Consider the following 17,957-nt stretch of genomic DNA (forward strand, 5'->3'; position numbering starts at 1 on the left):
CTTTTCCCCAACTTAAAGACAAATAAAAACCACAAAACTATGTTGTGAAATGTTGTTTTTGTTTTGGCACTTTTTCATATATAAACGCTTTCTCCTCCCTTTTAGTGTACTATATTCACCCCATTTATACCAATCCAGGGACATTGTTTTCTGTACTGTTTCATAAAAGATACCCCCTCTGCATTTCGAAAGAGGAATCAACATTAGAGGTTGACCCAGCGTCATTTTTACATTATGATTTTCATAACATGTACGTACAATTAAAAAACGGTGAGGTGAGTAAAATGCTGGAATCATTAAAACAGGAAGTGCTGGAAGCCAATCAGGGATTGGAGACGTATGATCTCGTTACATTTACGTGGGGGAATGTAAGCGGATTCGACCCCGAATCCAAAAATCTGGTTATTAAACCTTCCGGAGTACCGTACAAAGATCTGAAGCCGGCAGATATGGTCGTAGTTTCTCTTGATGGAGAAGTTGTGGAAGGAACATTGAAACCGTCTTCCGATACCCCGACCCACATCGAATTATATAAAGCATTTCCTGGTGTATGCGGGATTGTACATACTCATTCCGACTGGGGAACTGCATGGGCCCAGGCCGGAAAAGGGATACCATGCGCCGGCACCACGCAGGCGGACTATTTCAATGGGGAAATTCCCTGCACGCGCCGCCTGTCTAAAGAGGAAGTAGAAGAAGACTACGAGAAATATACAGGAACCGTGATCATTGAGGCGTTTGAACATATCAAACCCGTGGAAGTTCCCGGTGTTGTCGTTCACGGTCATGCGCCGTTTGCATGGGGATCCTCTCCGGAAAATGCTCTCCATAATGCCGTTGTACTGGAGAAAACGGCCAAAATGACTTTTTTATCCAGTCAACTCTCTGAAAACGGAAAGCCGGAGCTGCTGGATGACTATGTATTAAATAAGCATTATGAGAGAAAACACGGAAAGCACGCCTATTACGGACAATAAGGTAAATTGGACGGTACTGCTCTTCATGACAGTACCGTCTTTTTATAACAAAAACTTATGCTGCCTTAGCATTTCTTTAGAATTTCTACAAACTTCCTTTACATTCTTTTTTTACAATGAAAGAAAATCTATGTAGCAGAGGAGAGATGGTTCATGTTCAAAAAGATAGGTGCTGTTGCATTGGGGGCTGGTCTTGTAGCCGGCGGTCTCGGTGGAAACGTGCTGCAGGAACAGGCAGAAGCGAAACAGTTTGGATTTCCCGGTATGTGGAACCCCGGCTGGAATGAATCTTCACAGCAGGAAGAAGTAGAAAACATTATTTATATGATACCGGACGGCTTTAATGCAGACTATGCCACAAATTATCGATGGTATAAAGGGGAAGAGGCAGTCTGGGACGAACATCTCAAAGGAATGTTCAAAACAAAATCCAATAACTCCAGGGTGACCGACTCTGCTGCAGCTGGTACCGCTATGGCGACAGGACACAAAACAGACAATGGAATGGTCGGACTGAATGCTGAAGGCAATGAAGTGGAAACCATTCTGGAAGCTGTTGAAGAGGAAGGAAAATCCTCCGGTCTGGTCGCAACATCCAGAATCACTCATGCTACACCTGCCGTTTTCGCTTCTCACGTGGAATCCCGTGACAATCAAGCGGAAATCGCAAAACAGATGCTTGATAATGATGTAGACGTCATGCTCGGCGGTGGAAAAGAATACTTCCTTCCGGAATCTGAAGGAGGCCTGCAGGCTGAGGAAAATCTGCTGCAACAGGCGCAGGATGCCGGTTATCAGCATGTAGAGACAAGCGGTGAATTAATGGACGCGGACAACGTGAATGTCAATGAAGGGGAAAAACTGCTCGGTCTGTTCGCAGATGGAGCACTCAGCCCTGAACTGCAGCGCAGTAATACAGAAGAACCCAGCCTTTCAGACATGACTGGGAGTGCCATCGATACGCTGAGCCGGGACGAGGACGGCTTTTTCCTGATGGTGGAAGGCAGTCAGATCGACTGGGCCGGTCACGCCAATGACGCCGGATGGGCCATGAGTGACACAGAGGCTTTTGAACACGCCGTGGCAGAAGCCATTACATTTGCTGAAGAAGAAGGAAACACTCTCGTTGTTGTTGCAGGCGACCACGAAACCGGCGGTATGTCCGTAGGGACTGATGGAGAGTACAATGTACAGGCGGATAAGTTGAGAGACGTGGAGGCCACTGGTGATTTCATGGCCGGACAGTTGAACGAAGACCGCAGCAATGTCAGGGACGTCGTTGAACGTTACACTCCTTTTGAATGGACGAAAGAAAATGTAACGGCTGTACAGGAAGCCGACAATCCTGCTGCTGCCATCAACACCATTGTGAGCGATAAGGCTCTTGTAGGCTGGACAAGCTCGGGGCATACCGGTGTAGACATTCCGGTATATGCTTTCGGCCCTCAATCCGATTCCTTCAGCGGCCTTCTTGATAACACGGATCTACCCAAGATCATGGCCGATACGATGGATATCAACTTAGGCGGTAATCAATAAACAATTTTCATCAAAAGACGGAGCAGGATTGTCTTTCCTGGCTCCGTCTTTTTATATATGCTGTTCCGTTCTTTATTTTGACCAGTATGCTTCGTTCTGCCGGATTTCTTTTTGAATCTCTCTTGGTTTGGTTGTTTCATCGATAGTGATGCATTCAATACCGTTCATTTCCGCCCAGTCCTGCAGGTCTTCACTGGTCAGTTCATAAGACAGGCAGGTGTGATGGGCGCCCCCGGCAAGAATCCAAGATTCAGCTGCATCCTGCAGGTCCGGTTTCGGCTCCCAAAGTACACAGGCTACCGGCAGGTTCGGCATGTCTGCCTCTATTTCCACTGCTTCCACTTCATTCAGAATCATACGGAAACGGCCTCCCAGATCAATAAGACATGCGTTCACCGCTTTGCCTGTTTTACTGTTGAATACCAGCCGTGCGGGGTCTTCTTTTCCACCCATGGGTAACGGGTGTATCTGAATTTCCGGTTTTTCCTCATCTTTTTTGATGGTCGGGCACACCTCCAGCATGTGGGACCCGAGGATCTGCTCTTTTTCATCCTGAAGATGGTACGTATAGTCTTCCATGAACGCTGTATTTCTGTTATCCGTCATTATTTTCATGGCACGCACGAGTGCAGCTGTTTTCCAGTCCCCTTCCGCTCCGAAACCGTAACCTTTTTCCATCAGCCGCTGTACGGCCAGGCCGGGGAGCTGTTTCATCCCATGCAGGTCTTCGAAGTTCGTCGTGAATGCCGTGTAACCGCCTTCTTCAAGGAAGGCTTCCATACCGGCTTCTATACGGGCCTGTTCGCGGACAGCCTCCCATTTTTCTTTATCGTATCTTGTTTCTTCAGGTATCGCGTATGCCTGTTCATATTCGCCTGCAACCTGGTCGACTTCTTCTTCCTCCACATTGTCTATATATTCCACCAAATCGCCGATGCCGTGAGCCTGAACAACCCAGCCGAATACGGATTCGGCTTCAACTTTGTCACCTTCGGTTACAGCAACATTGCGCATGTTGTCCCCGAAACGTGCCACTTTAATATTCCGCCCGTCAGAAGAAGCCACAGCTGCTTTTGCCCAGCGGCCGATACGCTTCCGAACGTGAGGCTGCTGCCAGTGGCCGGCCACCACTTTCCGGGGCATATCGAGGCGTGCCGTCATGAAGCCGAATTCCCGGTCCCCGTGTGCCGACTGGTTCAGGTTCATGAAATCCATATCGATGTCATGCCACGGAATTTCCGCATTGTACTGCGTGTGTAGATGAAGAAGCGGCTTCTGCAGAGCTTTCAGACCGGCAATCCAGATCTTTGCCGGTGAAAAGGTGTGCATCCACGTAATGATCCCGGCGCAGCTGTCGTCACTGTTTGCCTGGCGGACAAGGGTCAGAATTTCATCGGAGGTGGTCACCACCTGCTTGAAGCGGATCGGTGTCGAGATCGCTTCATCCTCCTGAAGTCCGGCCGTGATATCTTCAGAATGGGCTTTCACGGTTTCAAGCGTTTCCGGTCCGTATAAATGCTGACTGCCTGTAACAAACCATATTTCATACTCTTTTGTTTCGATCATAAGATTCATTCCCCTTTCGACATTTAACTTGTACGTATAAGATAATATCATCTAAATGTCATCTTGTTAATAGAATTATTTTTATTATGCATTACAATGCGCTTTTAAACAGTTTTCACCCTATTTTTTAGATTTATCTTGTATGATTTAATGAACAAATTCACTTTTTAATTTGACACTAGTACGTACATGTAATATCTTATAGTTATCGTTTACATTACTTTTTATACAAGGGAGTTTTTCAACATGAGAAGCAGGCAGTCTTTATGGTACATCGTTTTAATTGCTTCTGCAGCTGGTATGGCCGGTTTTTTATACGGATTTGATACCGCTGTCATATCAGGAGCCATTACGTTTCTTCAGGACCTTTATGATCTAAGTCCGGCTATGGAAGGTATCATTATTTCCAGTGTTATGGTCGGAGGAGTGATCGGGGTTGGAATATCAGGGTTCTTGAGTGACCGCGTTGGCAGAAAAAAGATTTTGATGGTATCCGGTATCATTTTTGCGGTATCAGCTGGGTGGTCTGCTTTGGCCGGCGGCGTACTCTCCCTTATATTGGCAAGATTTCTGGGAGGACTCGGAATCGGGTTTGCTTCTGCGCTGTCCGTTACATACATTGCCGAATGTGCCCCTCCCAATATTCGTGGAAGACTGGGCTCGATGTATCAGTTATTTACCATCATCGGTATTTCCGCCACCTTTTATATTAACCTTGCTGTAGCAAACTCCGGAAGTTATCAGTGGGGACTGGAAACAGGATGGAGATGGATGCTTGGCTATGGTGTGATACCGGGTGTTTTATTCTTTCTGATTCTTATTTTCATACCGGAAAGCCCACGGTTTCTGGTTAAAAATGAGAGGACAAACGAAGCCCTGCAGACGCTGCAGCGTATAAACGGAAGTGAAACGGCTCAAAAAGAACTGAACTCCATACAGGCTTCAATCGACATGGAAACCAGCACCTCCATCCGTGAACTGCTTCGTCCCGGCCTTCGTAAAGCCATGCTGCTGGGTATCTTTTTGGCTTTGTTTAATCAAGTGATTGGCATGAATGCGGTAACATACTATGGTCCTACTATTTTCAACATGATGGGTTTTGAAAATAACACCGAATTTCTCGCTACAAGTTTAATTGGAACGGTGCAGCTTATCTTCACCATTGTCGCCATTTTCCTTATTGATAAAGCCGGACGGAAAAAGTTGATGGCTGTAGGTTCCAGCCTTATGGCGGTTTTCATGGTTCTAATCGGGATTGTTTTCTACTTCGATATTCAGGGAGTCTGGGGGCTTATTTCTATTATGGGATTCACCGCTGCCTTCTGTATTTCCATGGGGCCTATTCCGTGGATCATGATCCCGGAAATCTTCCCGAACTATTTACGCGCCAAAGCAGTAGGCATCGCCACTATGTTTTTATGGGGAGCAAACTTCGCTATCGGGCAATTTACCCCAATGCTCATTAACAACGCTGGCGGTGCGTTTACATTCTGGATGTTCGCTGTTATCTGTGCCATCTGCTACATTTTCGTCATGACCATCGTGCCGGAAACGAAAAACAAATCACTCGAAGAAATCGAAACGATCTGGAAGCCCGAAAAACGTTATATCAGTTACTAAACCAGCGCAGATACGAAAAAAAATATATAATATGTAAATTTTAATTAATGGAAAGGAACTGTTCAAAAAGCAGTTCCTTCCTTATATAATATGCTGCATTTATGAAGTTATTCTACGAACTTTTATTTTTACTTACAATGTCAAAAGCTACAGCCGCCAACAGTACCAGGCCTTTGATGGCCTGCTGCCAATCTGTCCCTATTCCCATTAGTGACATTCCATTATTTAAAATACCCATTACCAATGCTCCAATAACGGCTCCAAATACTGTTCCGACACCGCCTTTCATGGAAGCACCACCGATAAATGCTGCGGCAATAGCGTCCAGCTCAAACAAGTTACCTGCCGTAGGAGTTGCCGCATTTAACCTGGCAGAAAATACCAGGCCGCATAGTGCCGAAAAGATACCCATGTTGACAAATACCCAGAAGGTCATCTTCTTTGTTTTAACACCTGACAATCTAGCAGCCGGCTCATTTCCACCGAGTGAATAGATATGCCTTCCATATATCGTGTTATTCATCAGAAAAGTGTAACCGACGATTAGAGCAAGAAGAATCATTAAAATGTAGGGAATCCCTGCATACGATGCTAAAACGTAAGTAAGTGTAAGGAGGACAATGGTAAGCATTATTACTTTTGCTATAAATAAGGAAAAGGCACTTGACAGCACACCATATTTAATTTGATCTTTTCTCGTTTTCCATTCATAAGCAACATATATGATCGAAAATACAATACCAGCTATAATTGTAAGTACGTTTAATGGGTTATCCGGAGTAATATCAGGAATGAAACCTGTACTGATGGCCTTGAAACTTTCAGGATAGGAGGAAATGGTCTGGCCATCAAGAACCACTAATGTCAGCCCCCTGAACAACAGCATACCTGCTAATGTAACGATAAATGACGGAATACTTACATATGCTACCCAAAATCCCTGCCAGGCTCCGATAAGCGCACCAAATATCAAACATAAAAACACAGACAAAAGCACAGGCAGATCAAAGGATATCATCATGATAGCTGATAATGCTCCAATAAAAGCAGCGACAGAGCCTACGGATAGATCAATATTACCAGTAATGATAATAAGCATCATGCCTATAGCCAGTACAATGATATAACTATTCTGCATGATAATATTTGTCACATTTAACGGGGTCAGTAAAGTCCCGGAGGTTAAGATTTGAAACAGCAGCATAATCCCTATCAACGCAATAATCATGCCATATTTTCGGAAGTTATTGAAAAAAATAGTTCTCACAGATTCCATGTTAGTTCCCCCCATACTCAGACGTCATATATTCCATTAATATTTCCTGGTCAGCTTCGTTCTGATTCACCTCTCCAGAAATTCTTCCGTTACTAAGCGAATAAATCCGATCACAAACACCTAGTAATTCCGGAAGCTCAGACGAAATCATAATGATACTCTTGCCCATTTCCGCTAATTGATTAATAATTTTATAAATTTCATATTTTGCCCCAACATCAATTCCCCGAGTGGGTTCATCCAATATTAAAATGTCAGGCTCGGTGAACAACCATTTTCCCAAAACTACTTTTTGCTGATTTCCACCACTTAGGTTAATAACTGTTTGCTCTACACTGGAAGCTTTAATATTCATTTGGTTCTTCAAAGTAACTGCTGCATTATATTCTACATGTTCCTGTGTCACATTATTTTTCGAAATCTTCTTCAAATTAGCTAAAGTCAAATTGTGTTTCACATTATCATGTAATATTAGTCCATACTCTTTGCGGTTTTCTGATACATAGGCCAGATGATGTTTTATTGCTGCATTCACATCCCGTAAATGAACACTTTTTCCCTTTATATACATATCGCCTGATATTTTTTTACCGTAAGCTTTCCCGAACAGACTCATAGCAAGCTCTGTTCTTCCAGCCCCCATTAATCCAGCGATTCCTACTATTTCCCCCTTGTTCACATGCAGATTAATATCATCCAATATTTTTCTTTCTGATTGTTGAGGGTGGAAAACGTTCCAATTCTTTATTTCAAATGTTTTTTCTCCTATTGCTGATTTTCTTTCAGGAAAAATATTTGACAAATCTCTACCTACCATTAATTGAATGATTTTATTTTCTGTCACCTCGTTTTCAGTTAATGAAAGTGTTTCAATCGTTTGTCCATCTCTGAGAACTGTCAATTTGTCTGACACTTTTATGACTTCTTTTAGCTTATGAGATATTAATATACAAGTAATCCCTTGATTCTTAAACTCCAAAAGTAAGTTCAAAAGGTTTTCACTGTCTTCTTCATTGAGAGCAGCAGTCGGCTCATCTAATATTAAAAGTTTTACTTCTTTAGATATGGCTTTTGCAATTTCAACTAACTGCTGGCGGCCCACACCGATGTTTTTTATTTTTTCAACAGGAGATATATACAAACCTACTCTTTGTAATAATTCTCTGGTCTTTAAGATTGTTTTGTTCCAATGAATAATTCCTCGGCTGCACTGTTCATTTCCCAAAAAAATATTTTCAGCAACAGATAATTCTGGTATTAAGGCTAATTCCTGGTGGATAATAACAATTCCGTGACTTTCGCTGTCATTAATGTTTTTACATTCACTTCGTTCATTATTAAAATATATTTCTCCCGTATATGTTCCATAAGGATGGACTCCGCTTAAAACTTTCATTAATGTTGATTTGCCTGCCCCGTTTTCTCCAACAAGTGCATGTATTTCACCTTTATTTACCTTAATGTTTACGTCTTCTAAGGCTGTCACACCAGGAAATGTTTTTGTAATGTTATTCATTTCGAGGATTGTTTGTTCCATCAATCTATCCTCCTTTAAATCATTTAACTAACATAATGAGTTGGTACGAACCCAACTCATTATGCGTTTTAATAATAACTACATATCGAAGTCTTCTTCGGTATAGTAGCCGGATTCTATTAATACTTCTTCATAGTTGTCTTTATCCACCGGCACCGGCTCTAGAAGGTTAGAAGGAACTACTTTTTTTCCATTATCATACGTTTCCGTATCATTAACCTCTGCTTCTTCACCATTTAAAACAGCTTCCGTCATTTCTACTGCTTTATCCGCTAATGCTCTGGTATCTTTAAAGATTGTCATCGTCTGTTCTCCGTCTATAATAGATTGAACAGAAGAAGTATCAGCATCCTGACCTGTAATTAAGGGAAGCGGCTTTTCTTCTGTGCCGTAACCAACGGACTTTAAAGAAGAAATGACACCGAGACTGATACCATCAAATGGAGAATAGACAATGTCCACCTCGTCATCAGAATAATTAGAACTTAAAATATTATCCATTCTTTCTTGAGCGTCTGACCCACTCCATTGCGGAGTAGCTGCCTGATCAAAATTGGTTTGACCGCTTTTCACCACCAATTCACCGGACTCTATATACGGTTGTAGAACGGACATTGCTCCGTCCCAAAAAAAGTATGCATTATTATCATCCGGCGACCCCGCGAATAGTTCAATATTTAATGGTCCTTCTCCATCACTCAGTCCAGAGTTTTCTACGATGTATTCCCCTTGCAATACACCGACTTCAAAATTGTCAAATGTAGCGTAGTAACTGACATGTTCGTGGTTCATCAATAATCTGTCGTAAGAAATCACCGGGATATCAGAGTTCTCAGCCATATCCAATACGTTAGTTAAGGCTTCTCCATCTATGGGGGCAATAACAAGAGCATCCACCCCTTCTGTAATCATATTTTCAATTTGTGAAGCCTGGTCTTCTACCACATCCTCGCCGTACTGAAGATCTGTCTGATACCCTAGTTCTTCAAATTCAGCTACCATATTCTCTCCATCGTTCACCCAACGTTCAGATGATTGAGTCGGCATGGAAATTCCTATCGTTTCTCCGCCGCTTCCGCCCGTTTCCTCTCCACCACAAGCTCCCAGCAAACCTAATAACAATACGGAACTGAGTAAAACCAAAATGTTTCTCAAGTCATTTTCCCCCTTATAAATTGAAATTCCCCGAGAAATGTTTGCGCTTACATATCATTCAATATAAAACGTTAACTTTTCATCCCTCCCAATCTTTGATACTAATTAACTTTTCATCCAGTATGACTCATTCTGCCGTATTTCTTTCTGTACTTCCCTCGGCTTTGAATTCTCATCGATGACAATACATTCGACACCGTGCATCTCCGCCCAGTCCTGAAGATCTTCGCTTGTCAAAGCATAGGACAGGCAGGTATGATGTGCACCTCCTGCAAGAATCCAGGATTCCGCCGAATCCTGCAGATTTGGCTGCGGTTTCCAGAGTACCCTGGCAACTGGCAGGTGTGGCATTGCCTCGGGAACAGATTCTGCTTCCACTTCATTCAGGACTATCCGGAACCGGTCCCCCAAATCAATGAGGCATGCATTCACTGCACGGCCGGCGCGGCTGTTGAACACAAGCCGGGAAGGGTCTTCCCGATCTCCCATCGAAAGCGGATGAACCTGAACTTCAGGATTTTCTCCGGGCTGCTGAATGGTCGGGCAGACTTCCAGCATATGAGATCCTAAAATCCGTTCCCTGCCTTCTTCCAGGTGATACGTATAATCCTCCATGAAGGTGGTATTCCTTCCTTCTGCCATCACTTTCATGGCGCGGACAAGCGCGGCCGTTTTCCAGTCGCCTTCCCCGCCGAAACCGTAGCCTTTCTCCATCAGCCGCTGCACCGCAAGGCCGGGGAGCTGTTTCATCCCGTGCAGATCTTCAAAGTTCGTAGTGAACGCCGTATACCCGCCGTCCTCAAGAAAGGCTTCCATGCCGGCTTCAATGCGGGCCTGTTCCCGTATGGCTTCCCACTTTTCCTGATCATTCTGGATGTCTTCGGGTATGTGGTACTTATCCCTGTATTCATTTATAATACTTTCCACTTTTTCTTCTTCCACCTGCTCAATATAGTCGACCAGATCACCGATCCCGTGGGCCTGCACGATCCAGCCGAAGACAGCTTCCGCTTCAACTTTATCTCCTTCCGTTACGGCGACATTTCTCATATTGTCACCAAATCTTGCCACCTTAATATTCCGTCCTTCCGAAGCAGTGACTGCCGCTTTGGCCCAGCGTCCGACCCGTTCTCTTACTTCCGGACGCTGCCAGTGGCCTGCCACCACTTTCCGTGGAATATCCAGACGGGCTGTCATGAACCCGAATTCCCGGTCCCCGTGGGCCGACTGGTTCAGGTTCATAAAATCCATATCGATGTCATTCCACGGAATTTCCGCGTTGTACTGGGTATGCAGATGAAGCAGCGGTTTCTGAAGGGCTTTTAATCCTGCAATCCAGATTTTTGCCGGCGAAAAGGTGTGCATCCACGTGATAATTCCGGCGCAGCTGTCGTCGCTGTTTGCCTGGCGGACAAGGGTCAGGATTTCATCGGAGGTGGTTACCACCTGCTTGAAGCGGATCGGTGTCGAGATCGCTTCATCCGCCTGAAGTCCGGCCGTGATATCTTCAGAATGAGCTTTCACGATTTCAAGCGTTTCCGGTCCGTATAAATGCTGGCTGCCTGTCACAAACCATATCTCATATTCTTTTGTTTTGATCATCGTTTCTCCACTCCCCTTAGATGTATTACTTCTGTTTATGAAGGCGGATCATATTCCAGGACATTTTCGGCAGGATTCCCTGCAGATGCCCATCTTCCATGTAGGATTTTCCGTGATGATGCGGCTTGACCTGTTCCTGTCCGATAGTGTTCACCGCTTTGGGATCGTCATGTTCGAGCACCACATGTTCTGTCACTTCGAACCCTTCAAACGATCGGACATCGCAGTCCACTTTTAATGTATTTTCCAGGTGCCGGTTTGTCGCAAAGACAACCAGCTCTTCTTTCTCTTCGTTGTAAACAACAGACGTATCCAGGTACGGTACATCCGTGAAATCTTTGCTGTCATATTTCGGAGAGTCAACGACCGGCTTTAGTGCAGTGCCGCGGCCGTAGACCGACGTGTAGTAATAAGGATAGAAGATGGTCTGCTTCCATACTCTTCCGCCGTTATCTGTCATGATCGGCGCAATAACGTTGACAAGCTGTGCCATGCATGCCATTTTCACCCGGTCCGAGTGTTTCAGGAGAGTATGAAGCAGACTGCCGACGAGCACTGCATCTTCAAACGTGTACACATCCTCCAGCAGCGGTGGAGCCACCTGCCATGGTTCAACCTTCTGATCCGCGCCGGTCGAATGGAACCAGACATTCCATTCATCAAAACTCAGGTTGATTGTCTTTCTGCTTCGTTTCTTTGCCTTGATATAATCACACGTGGAGATGACTGTGTGGATGAAGTGATCCATTTCCAGGGAACGGGCCAGGAAGTTGGCCGTATCATTTTCATAGTTTGTGTAATATTGATGCAGGGAGACATAATCAGCATATTCATACGTATGTTCCAGGGTCGTTGCTTCCCACTGCGGGAATGTCGGCATGTCGGAACTGGAACTGCCGCAGCTGACGAGTTCAATATCGGGATCCACCAGTTTCATCGCCTTGGCGGTTTCGTAAGCGAGACGGCCGTATTCCTCTGCCGTTTTACCGCCCAGCTGCCACGGACCGTCCATTTCGTTGCCGAGGCACCATGTCTTAATATTATGCGGCTGTTCATAACCGTGTTTTCGGCGGAGATCACTATAGTAGGCCCCCCCCGGATGGTTGGTGTATTCGAGCAGGTTTCTCGCAGCATCAATTCCGCGTGTCCCGAGGTTCACCGCCATCATCACGTCTGTCCCTGCTTTTTTGGCCCAATCCACAAATTCATTGGTACCGACCTGGTTATTTTCAATCGAGCGCCAGGCAAGTTCCAGGCGGTTCGGACGTTCGTCTTTCGGCCCGACCCCGTCTTCCCAGTTATAGGCAGATACCATGTTCCCGCCCGGATAACGGACGATTGGCACCTGCAGTTCTTTCACCAGGTCCAGCACATCGCTTCGGAATCCATGTTCATCCGCTTCCGGATGGTCCGGTTCATAAATGCCTCCGTATACCGCACGTCCGAGATGCTCAATAAATGAACCATAGATTCTTGGATCAATCTCTGATACTTTAAAATCTTTGTCGACGACCATTTTTGCATGTGTCAGCTGTTCTGCCATATTACCCCTCTTTCTATTATTGATTTCCATCTTATACGTACAAATCATTTTTTAATAGTAAGGCCAGCCCTGATCATCCCACTGAAGATCACTGATCAGCAGTTTGGGCGTTCCATCGTCTTCTGTATCATAGGCATGGCGGGCAATAACTTCGTTTTCATATACAAACTGACCTCCCGGCCCCGCCCATCTGTCATTGCCGCTGTCGATCACCGTTCCGCCGCCTTCCATCATCGGAGTACCTTCTTTATCAACATACGGACCGGTAATATTCTCCGACCTGCCGACGACGATTTTGTACGTGCTGTCCACTCCCTGGCAGCAATAATCGATGGACGCAAAAAGATAATACCAGCCGTCCTTATAGGTGATCATCGGATTTTCAATGGACCTGTCATTTTCTTCGCGCTGCGCAATGTCGTGAACTTCACCCTCTGGTTTCATCGTGTCTTCATTTAAACGTGTCAGTTTCAAACCGCTCCAGTAAGAGCCGTAAGCAAGCCATGGCCTCCCCTGTTGATCCGTGCTCATATTGGGATCAATCGCGTTAAAGTTGTCCCCGCTCGTGGAGTTAACAACCATGCCCTCGTCTCTCCACTCCCCATTTTCGATCGAATCCGTCGAAACAAGACCGATGGCGGAAGTATTCTGTCCAAAACTTGAAATGGAATAATAGAGCCAGTACCGGCCGTTGTAGCTGCTGACATCCGGCGCCCAGACATCGTTATAATCCTGCTCCGGTACATAATCGGACCACCAGTCAAGCGGTTCATCAAAGACCGGGTCCTGCAGATTCCACTCCGTACCGTTTCCTGACGTAGTCAGCTGCAGACCCTCTCCGGTATAAAAGGTATACCAGGTCCCGTCCTCTTCGATTAACGTCGGATCATGCGCAATCGTATCGTCGTCCACATCCCAATGAGACGCTTCGACATTCATTTGATACATCACCGTTCCAACAAGCAGCACTGACAAAATGACAGCTGAAACAACCCATTTCCGTTTGTTCATGAGAACGCCCCTCTCCTCCGGATTTTTAACCCGAATATTTCATTTCCTCCTCTGCAGGTATCCGCGCATCCACCTTTTTCAATGACCACAGCATCAGCTTCATCACTGTAAAACTGACCAGGCTTCCGGAAAAAAACAGGGAAGCAGCCGGCAGTGCAGCACTGAAATAAACCATTCCGCCTAGAAGAAACAAAAAAACAATGGTCAAAGGAAGCCTGGCAAATCCTATGATAAGAGCATTTTTAAACAGACTGCCGATTGCTGCCTCATAGTGGACAAACAACGGAAAGATATTGACCACGACAAGCAGAAATAGAAAAACAAGAAAGTAAAAAGCTGCCGTGATTACGACGGAAAACGGGACATCCCACTGCATGAGCACCTCGTAATTCACATAAAGCAGTCCTGCCGTCCCCGTCAGCATCCAGCCGATTGCATTTGCTTTCCAGAAATCACATTTCACCTGGTACAAGTATGTTTTTATCAACGGAAATTCCGTTCCTTCCAGCACCCATTTCCTTGTAACCGCAAGCATCGCGGAGAGCGCTGGAAAGACACCGGCCGCAATCAGCCCGGCAAGGCTGGTCAGCAGCCATAAAAGGTTGAGTAATGCAAGCCGTGAGATCCAGCGGAATATGTCATCCAGCACCGTCACCGATTTCTCCAGCATAGATCCACCTCCCGGATAGGATTATCCTTTCACTCCACCGACGGTAAGGCCGGAAATGAAAAATTTCTGGAAGAACAAAAATAAGATAATAATCGGAATAATCGTCAGTACAGACCCGGAAAATAATAGCTCATAGTTGTTTCCATAAGGGGTCAACAGCGTTGCAAGGCCGATCGGCAGCGTAAACATGTCACTGGAACGAAGCACCAGAAGCGGCCATAAAAAGTTGTTCCAGCTCGTCAGTCCCTGCAGAATAGCCATCGCTGCAAACGAAGGACCCATAAGGGGTGCCATGATCCGGAAAAAGATCCCGTATTCCGTACACCCGTCAATTCTGGCCGACTCCATCAACTCTTTCGGCAGCCCCAGACAATACTGTCTGAAAAAGAAGACGGCAATCGGCGCAACAATCAGCGGGAGCATCACCGCGAGATAGGAATCAATCAGACTGAGTGAGATCATCAGCTTATAGAGCGGAAGCATCAGAATTTCAAAGGGAATCATGAGTATAAAAAGTACGAGCACAAAAAGAACATTCCTGCCTTTAAACTCATACATCGCAAGCGCATACCCGACCATCGAAGAAAAGAACAGGGATAATACAATTAACATCCCGCTGATTAACAGGCTGTTGATGTACCAGCGCCAATACTGCTGTCCGTTCTCTGAAAAAATGGATAAGTAGTTGCTGATCGTTAACTCCGCCGGGTCGAAAAGAAGCGAAAGTCCTTCCCTCATCAGTCCTGAAGCCGGACGCAGCGATGCAACAACCAGGGAGATAATCGGAAACAGGGCAATAATCGTGATAACGGCGAATATAATCGTTACGGCTATAGACATCCATTTCTCTTTTACAGCAGTCATTGCCTGCATCAATCCTCCTTAAATGCGCCGACAAATTTGAGTTGAAGTATACTGATAATAAAAATGATAATCATCAGTACAACACCGATAGCGGCGCCAAATCCCATATCATTCTGGGAAATGCCTTCCTGATAAATGTAACCGACCACCGTTAACCCGATATTACCGGGAGAGTTGTTCTGCCAAAAGACAAAGCTCTCTTCAAACATCCGGAAACCGTTGATGATGGTGATGGTGGAGACGAATATAACAACCGGCTTCAGGGAAGGCAGGGTAACTGAAAAGAACTTCTGCACAGCACTGGCACCGTCGATATCCGCTGCTTCATACAATTCCTCCGGTACATTCTGGAGTCCGGCGAGAAAGTAAAGAATATTCACGCCTATCCAGCGCCAGGAAGCAAGCATTACCATTAAAAACATTCCCGAGACCGAACCATACCTCCAGTCCACCGGCGAGATACCGAAAAACCCGAGAATTTCGTTCATGACGGCAGTTTCTGATTCCCCAAACATCATCCGGAATATAACCCCTGCTACGATGACAGACGTCAAAGCCGGCACAAACAAAGAGGCACGAAAAAAGTTACGAAATTTCAGCAATTTACTGTTAAGAAACACAGCCAGAATCACAGGCAGTGCGACCAGTATAACGACCGTAAAAAAGACATAAATACTGGTATTGATCAACGCCCGGTAAAAATCAGGATTAAACAACCGCTCATAATTTCGCAGGCCGATAAACTCCACCTGTCCCGGCAGTACCTGCTGGAAACTCATAATGAATGCCTGAATCATCGGATAGAGAAACAACAGCAGAAATGAAACAATAAATGGAGTAACAAATACATAAGGTGCTGCTTTTCTGGACGTAAGAAACTTCCACACTTTCGACGTTGGTTTCGTTTTTATATGTTCCGTAGAAGTAGAAGTCGATGGCTCCAATGTCCATATCCTCCTTTCCCTTTGCTTAATAGAAGGAGGGAAAAGGGGAAACCTTCCCCCCTGTTAAAGCTGCTGTTATTCCCTCATACCGCTCCTTACAGATTCTGCTCCTGCTTCGAGTGCTTCCTGCGGCGTTTGACTCTGCTGCCGTACCGCATTATTCAGAATGTTCGTGTTCAGTTCATTCGTCACATCCGATGTCGCCGGTGTAATATTCAATCCTTCCACCTCATCATTCAGTTCGATCAACATATCAAAGATGTCGTCATGGAAGTACTCATAATAGCGATTGCTTTCTCTCATTTCCTCACTATCCCAGACCGAATACATCGGTGGATCAAAGCCAAGTTCCGTCCAAAGGTCAATATTTCCTTCTTCCGTCAGCTTCGCTTCGGCCAGAAATTCTTTGGCCAGCTCCGGATTTTCTGTCTGATTGGTCACAACCGTACCGGTGCCTCCCATGCCGGATGTCCGGTTGCCGTCTTCCTCCCATCTTGGCAGAGGGCGGATCTGCATTTTACCTTCCAGATCCTCCATGTAATCAATGAACCGGCCCATATACCACATCGGCATTAATACCGAAGCAGCCCCGCCGTCATTCATATAGCCGTAATACTGTTCTTCGTGATGATCACCGCCTGGTGCAACCTCAGCGATTTCGTGTTCATAAATCAGGTCATTCATAAACTGAAGGGTTTCTACGTTTGTTTCGTTATCCAGGATGACTTCCCCATCTTCATTAAAATAGTCCGATCCCTGCTGGGCGATGAGTGGGTAAAACGTAAACTGGTCTGTTGTCTCCACCGTTGTCATCATCGCATCTGTATTTGCCGTAACCTGCTTACCTGCTTCAATGTAATCATCCCAGGTTTCAATAGAATCGATATCGACTCCGGCTTCGTTCATAATCTCTTCATTGTAATACATCACCGTGGCACCCACGTGATAAGGGAGACCGTAATAATTGCCATCTTTGGAATAGAGATTAAGCCTTCCGGTCACCATGTCATCAATCACTGGTTCCACCTGCTCGTTCATCGATTCAAACTGAACTTCCCCTTCCATAAAACTTCCAAAAAAACTGACTTCAATGTCCGCGATATCCGGCGCTCCTTCCCCGGATTGCAGCGCAAGCCGCAGATTGTTATTCATCTGGTCAATCGGAAACACTTCCGCCGTCAATTGAATCGGACGGTCGGGGTTTTCTTCATTCCAGCGTTTCACTGCCGGTTCATAAATGCCGATATGCTGCTCATTAAAGGTCCAGAACGTTAACTCCTCTGCCTCTTCACTGTCGGAGCCGATGACTTCGGTATCTTCCGCTTCACCGCCGCCGGCTTCCTGACCACCGTCTTCCCCATTGCCTCCGCAGGCTGATAAGAAAAGCCCCGGAACCAGTAGCAAACTCCATGCTTTTTTCAATAGTGTCCCCTCCTTTTTTTCGTTCACAAGCGCCTTCCTGTTCGTACAACAAAACCACAAATCAACAAATATATTAACTTGTACGTATAAGATATTTTTATTTAACCACATTTCCGGAATTATTGCAAACGCTTTCTAATAATTTTTAAAATTCTCCACTACAGGTTTGAAATCCAACCGCTATGGTTATTCTTTTACTATAAAATAAAGTTGTACGTTCAAGTACGGTGT

14 protein-coding genes are annotated in these 17,957 nt (G+C 45.3%); 3 read left to right on the forward strand and 11 right to left on the reverse strand.

Annotated elements, in window-relative coordinates; genetic code table 11:
- Nucleotides 1-284 precede the first annotated feature (284 nt).
- Together ACW9JV_RS16320 and ACW9JV_RS16325 are read left to right on the forward strand one after the other, a co-directional pair.
- Nucleotides 285-977, forward strand: a complete 693-nt coding sequence (locus tag ACW9JV_RS16320) for an L-ribulose-5-phosphate 4-epimerase (protein WP_457336366.1) — start codon at nucleotides 285-287, stop codon at nucleotides 975-977.
- A gap of 153 nt (nucleotides 978-1,130) precedes the next feature.
- Entirely contained in the window at nucleotides 1,131-2,516 is a 1,386-nt protein-coding gene (locus ACW9JV_RS16325) for an alkaline phosphatase (protein ID WP_457336368.1), read from the forward strand.
- Nucleotides 2,517-2,588: 72 nt separating this feature from the next.
- On the opposite strand, the gene araA (ACW9JV_RS16330) is transcribed toward ACW9JV_RS16325, so the two are convergent.
- Entirely contained in the window at nucleotides 2,589-4,082 is a 1,494-nt protein-coding gene (gene araA / locus ACW9JV_RS16330) for an L-arabinose isomerase (protein WP_457336370.1), read from the reverse strand.
- A 246-nt stretch (nucleotides 4,083-4,328) separates the two neighbouring features.
- Between araA (ACW9JV_RS16330) and ACW9JV_RS16335 the strand changes: the two genes are divergently transcribed.
- Entirely contained in the window at nucleotides 4,329-5,702 is a 1,374-nt protein-coding gene (locus ACW9JV_RS16335; protein WP_457336372.1) for a sugar porter family MFS transporter, read from the forward strand.
- A gap of 112 nt (nucleotides 5,703-5,814) precedes the next feature.
- Here the strand turns inward: ACW9JV_RS16335 and mmsB are convergent, their stop codons facing one another.
- The 10 genes from mmsB to ACW9JV_RS16385 all read right to left on the reverse strand — a co-directional run bounded on the left by mmsB (nucleotide 5,815) and on the right by ACW9JV_RS16385 (nucleotide 17,726).
- Complete coding sequence (gene mmsB / locus ACW9JV_RS16340) at nucleotides 5,815-6,978, reverse strand: multiple monosaccharide ABC transporter permease (protein WP_457336374.1); 1,164 nt, start codon at nucleotides 6,976-6,978, stop codon at nucleotides 5,815-5,817.
- 1 nt (nucleotide 6,979) lies between these two features.
- A complete protein-coding gene (gene mmsA / locus ACW9JV_RS16345) occupies nucleotides 6,980-8,515 on the reverse strand; it encodes a multiple monosaccharide ABC transporter ATP-binding protein (protein WP_457336376.1) in 1,536 nt (511 codons plus the stop codon).
- A gap of 78 nt (nucleotides 8,516-8,593) precedes the next feature.
- On the reverse strand, nucleotides 8,594-9,670 hold the full coding sequence (gene chvE, locus ACW9JV_RS16350; protein ID WP_457336378.1) for a multiple monosaccharide ABC transporter substrate-binding protein: 1,077 nt from the start codon (nucleotides 9,668-9,670) through the stop codon (nucleotides 8,594-8,596).
- A gap of 105 nt (nucleotides 9,671-9,775) precedes the next feature.
- On the reverse strand, nucleotides 9,776-11,272 hold the full coding sequence (gene araA, locus ACW9JV_RS16355) for an L-arabinose isomerase (RefSeq protein ID WP_457336380.1): 1,497 nt from the start codon (nucleotides 11,270-11,272) through the stop codon (nucleotides 9,776-9,778).
- A 25-nt stretch (nucleotides 11,273-11,297) separates the two neighbouring features.
- Nucleotides 11,298-12,815 (reverse strand): arabinosylfuranosidase ArfA, encoded by a 1,518-nt coding sequence (arfA, locus tag ACW9JV_RS16360; RefSeq protein ID WP_457336382.1) that lies wholly within the window; start codon nucleotides 12,813-12,815, stop codon nucleotides 11,298-11,300.
- A 51-nt stretch (nucleotides 12,816-12,866) separates the two neighbouring features.
- Nucleotides 12,867-13,826, reverse strand: coding sequence for a glycoside hydrolase family 43 protein (locus ACW9JV_RS16365; protein WP_457336384.1), 960 nt, complete (start codon nucleotides 13,824-13,826; stop codon nucleotides 12,867-12,869).
- 25 nt (nucleotides 13,827-13,851) lie between these two features.
- Nucleotides 13,852-14,496, reverse strand: a complete 645-nt coding sequence (locus tag ACW9JV_RS16370) for a YesL family protein (RefSeq protein WP_457336386.1) — start codon at nucleotides 14,494-14,496, stop codon at nucleotides 13,852-13,854.
- 21 nt (nucleotides 14,497-14,517) lie between these two features.
- Nucleotides 14,518-15,360 carry a carbohydrate ABC transporter permease gene (locus ACW9JV_RS16375; protein ID WP_457337227.1) on the reverse strand — a complete coding sequence of 281 codons (843 nt, stop codon included), beginning with the start codon at nucleotides 15,358-15,360 and terminating at the stop codon, nucleotides 14,518-14,520.
- A gap of 8 nt (nucleotides 15,361-15,368) precedes the next feature.
- Nucleotides 15,369-16,304 (reverse strand): carbohydrate ABC transporter permease, encoded by a 936-nt coding sequence (locus ACW9JV_RS16380; RefSeq protein ID WP_457336388.1) that lies wholly within the window; start codon nucleotides 16,302-16,304, stop codon nucleotides 15,369-15,371.
- A gap of 75 nt (nucleotides 16,305-16,379) precedes the next feature.
- Nucleotides 16,380-17,726, reverse strand: a complete 1,347-nt coding sequence (locus ACW9JV_RS16385; RefSeq protein WP_457336390.1) for an ABC transporter substrate-binding protein — start codon at nucleotides 17,724-17,726, stop codon at nucleotides 16,380-16,382.
- Nucleotides 17,727-17,957: the final 231 nt, after the last annotated feature.

The sequence above is a fragment of the Salibacterium sp. K-3 genome, assembly GCF_054052005.1.

Bases quoted from the DNA above. Each gene is read 5' to 3' on its own strand.
- mmsA (WP_457336376.1), bottom strand. From the start codon at position 8,515: ATGGAACAAACAATCCTCGAAATGAATAACATTACAAAAACATTTCCT.
- araA (WP_457336380.1), bottom strand. From the start codon at position 11,272: ATGATCAAAACAAAAGAATATGAGATATGGTTTGTGACAGGCAGCCAG.
- ACW9JV_RS16325 (WP_457336368.1), top strand. From the start codon at position 1,131: ATGTTCAAAAAGATAGGTGCTGTTGCATTGGGGGCTGGTCTTGTAGCC.
- araA (WP_457336370.1), bottom strand. From the start codon at position 4,082: ATGATCGAAACAAAAGAGTATGAAATATGGTTTGTTACAGGCAGTCAG.
- ACW9JV_RS16320 (WP_457336366.1), top strand. From the start codon at position 285: ATGCTGGAATCATTAAAACAGGAAGTGCTGGAAGCCAATCAGGGATTG.
- arfA (WP_457336382.1), bottom strand. From the start codon at position 12,815: ATGGCAGAACAGCTGACACATGCAAAAATGGTCGTCGACAAAGATTTT.
- mmsB (WP_457336374.1), bottom strand. From the start codon at position 6,978: ATGGAATCTGTGAGAACTATTTTTTTCAATAACTTCCGAAAATATGGC.
- ACW9JV_RS16375 (WP_457337227.1), bottom strand. From the start codon at position 15,360: ATGACTGCTGTAAAAGAGAAATGGATGTCTATAGCCGTAACGATTATA.
- ACW9JV_RS16335 (WP_457336372.1), top strand. From the start codon at position 4,329: ATGAGAAGCAGGCAGTCTTTATGGTACATCGTTTTAATTGCTTCTGCA.
- ACW9JV_RS16370 (WP_457336386.1), bottom strand. From the start codon at position 14,496: ATGCTGGAGAAATCGGTGACGGTGCTGGATGACATATTCCGCTGGATC.
- ACW9JV_RS16365 (WP_457336384.1), bottom strand. From the start codon at position 13,826: ATGAACAAACGGAAATGGGTTGTTTCAGCTGTCATTTTGTCAGTGCTG.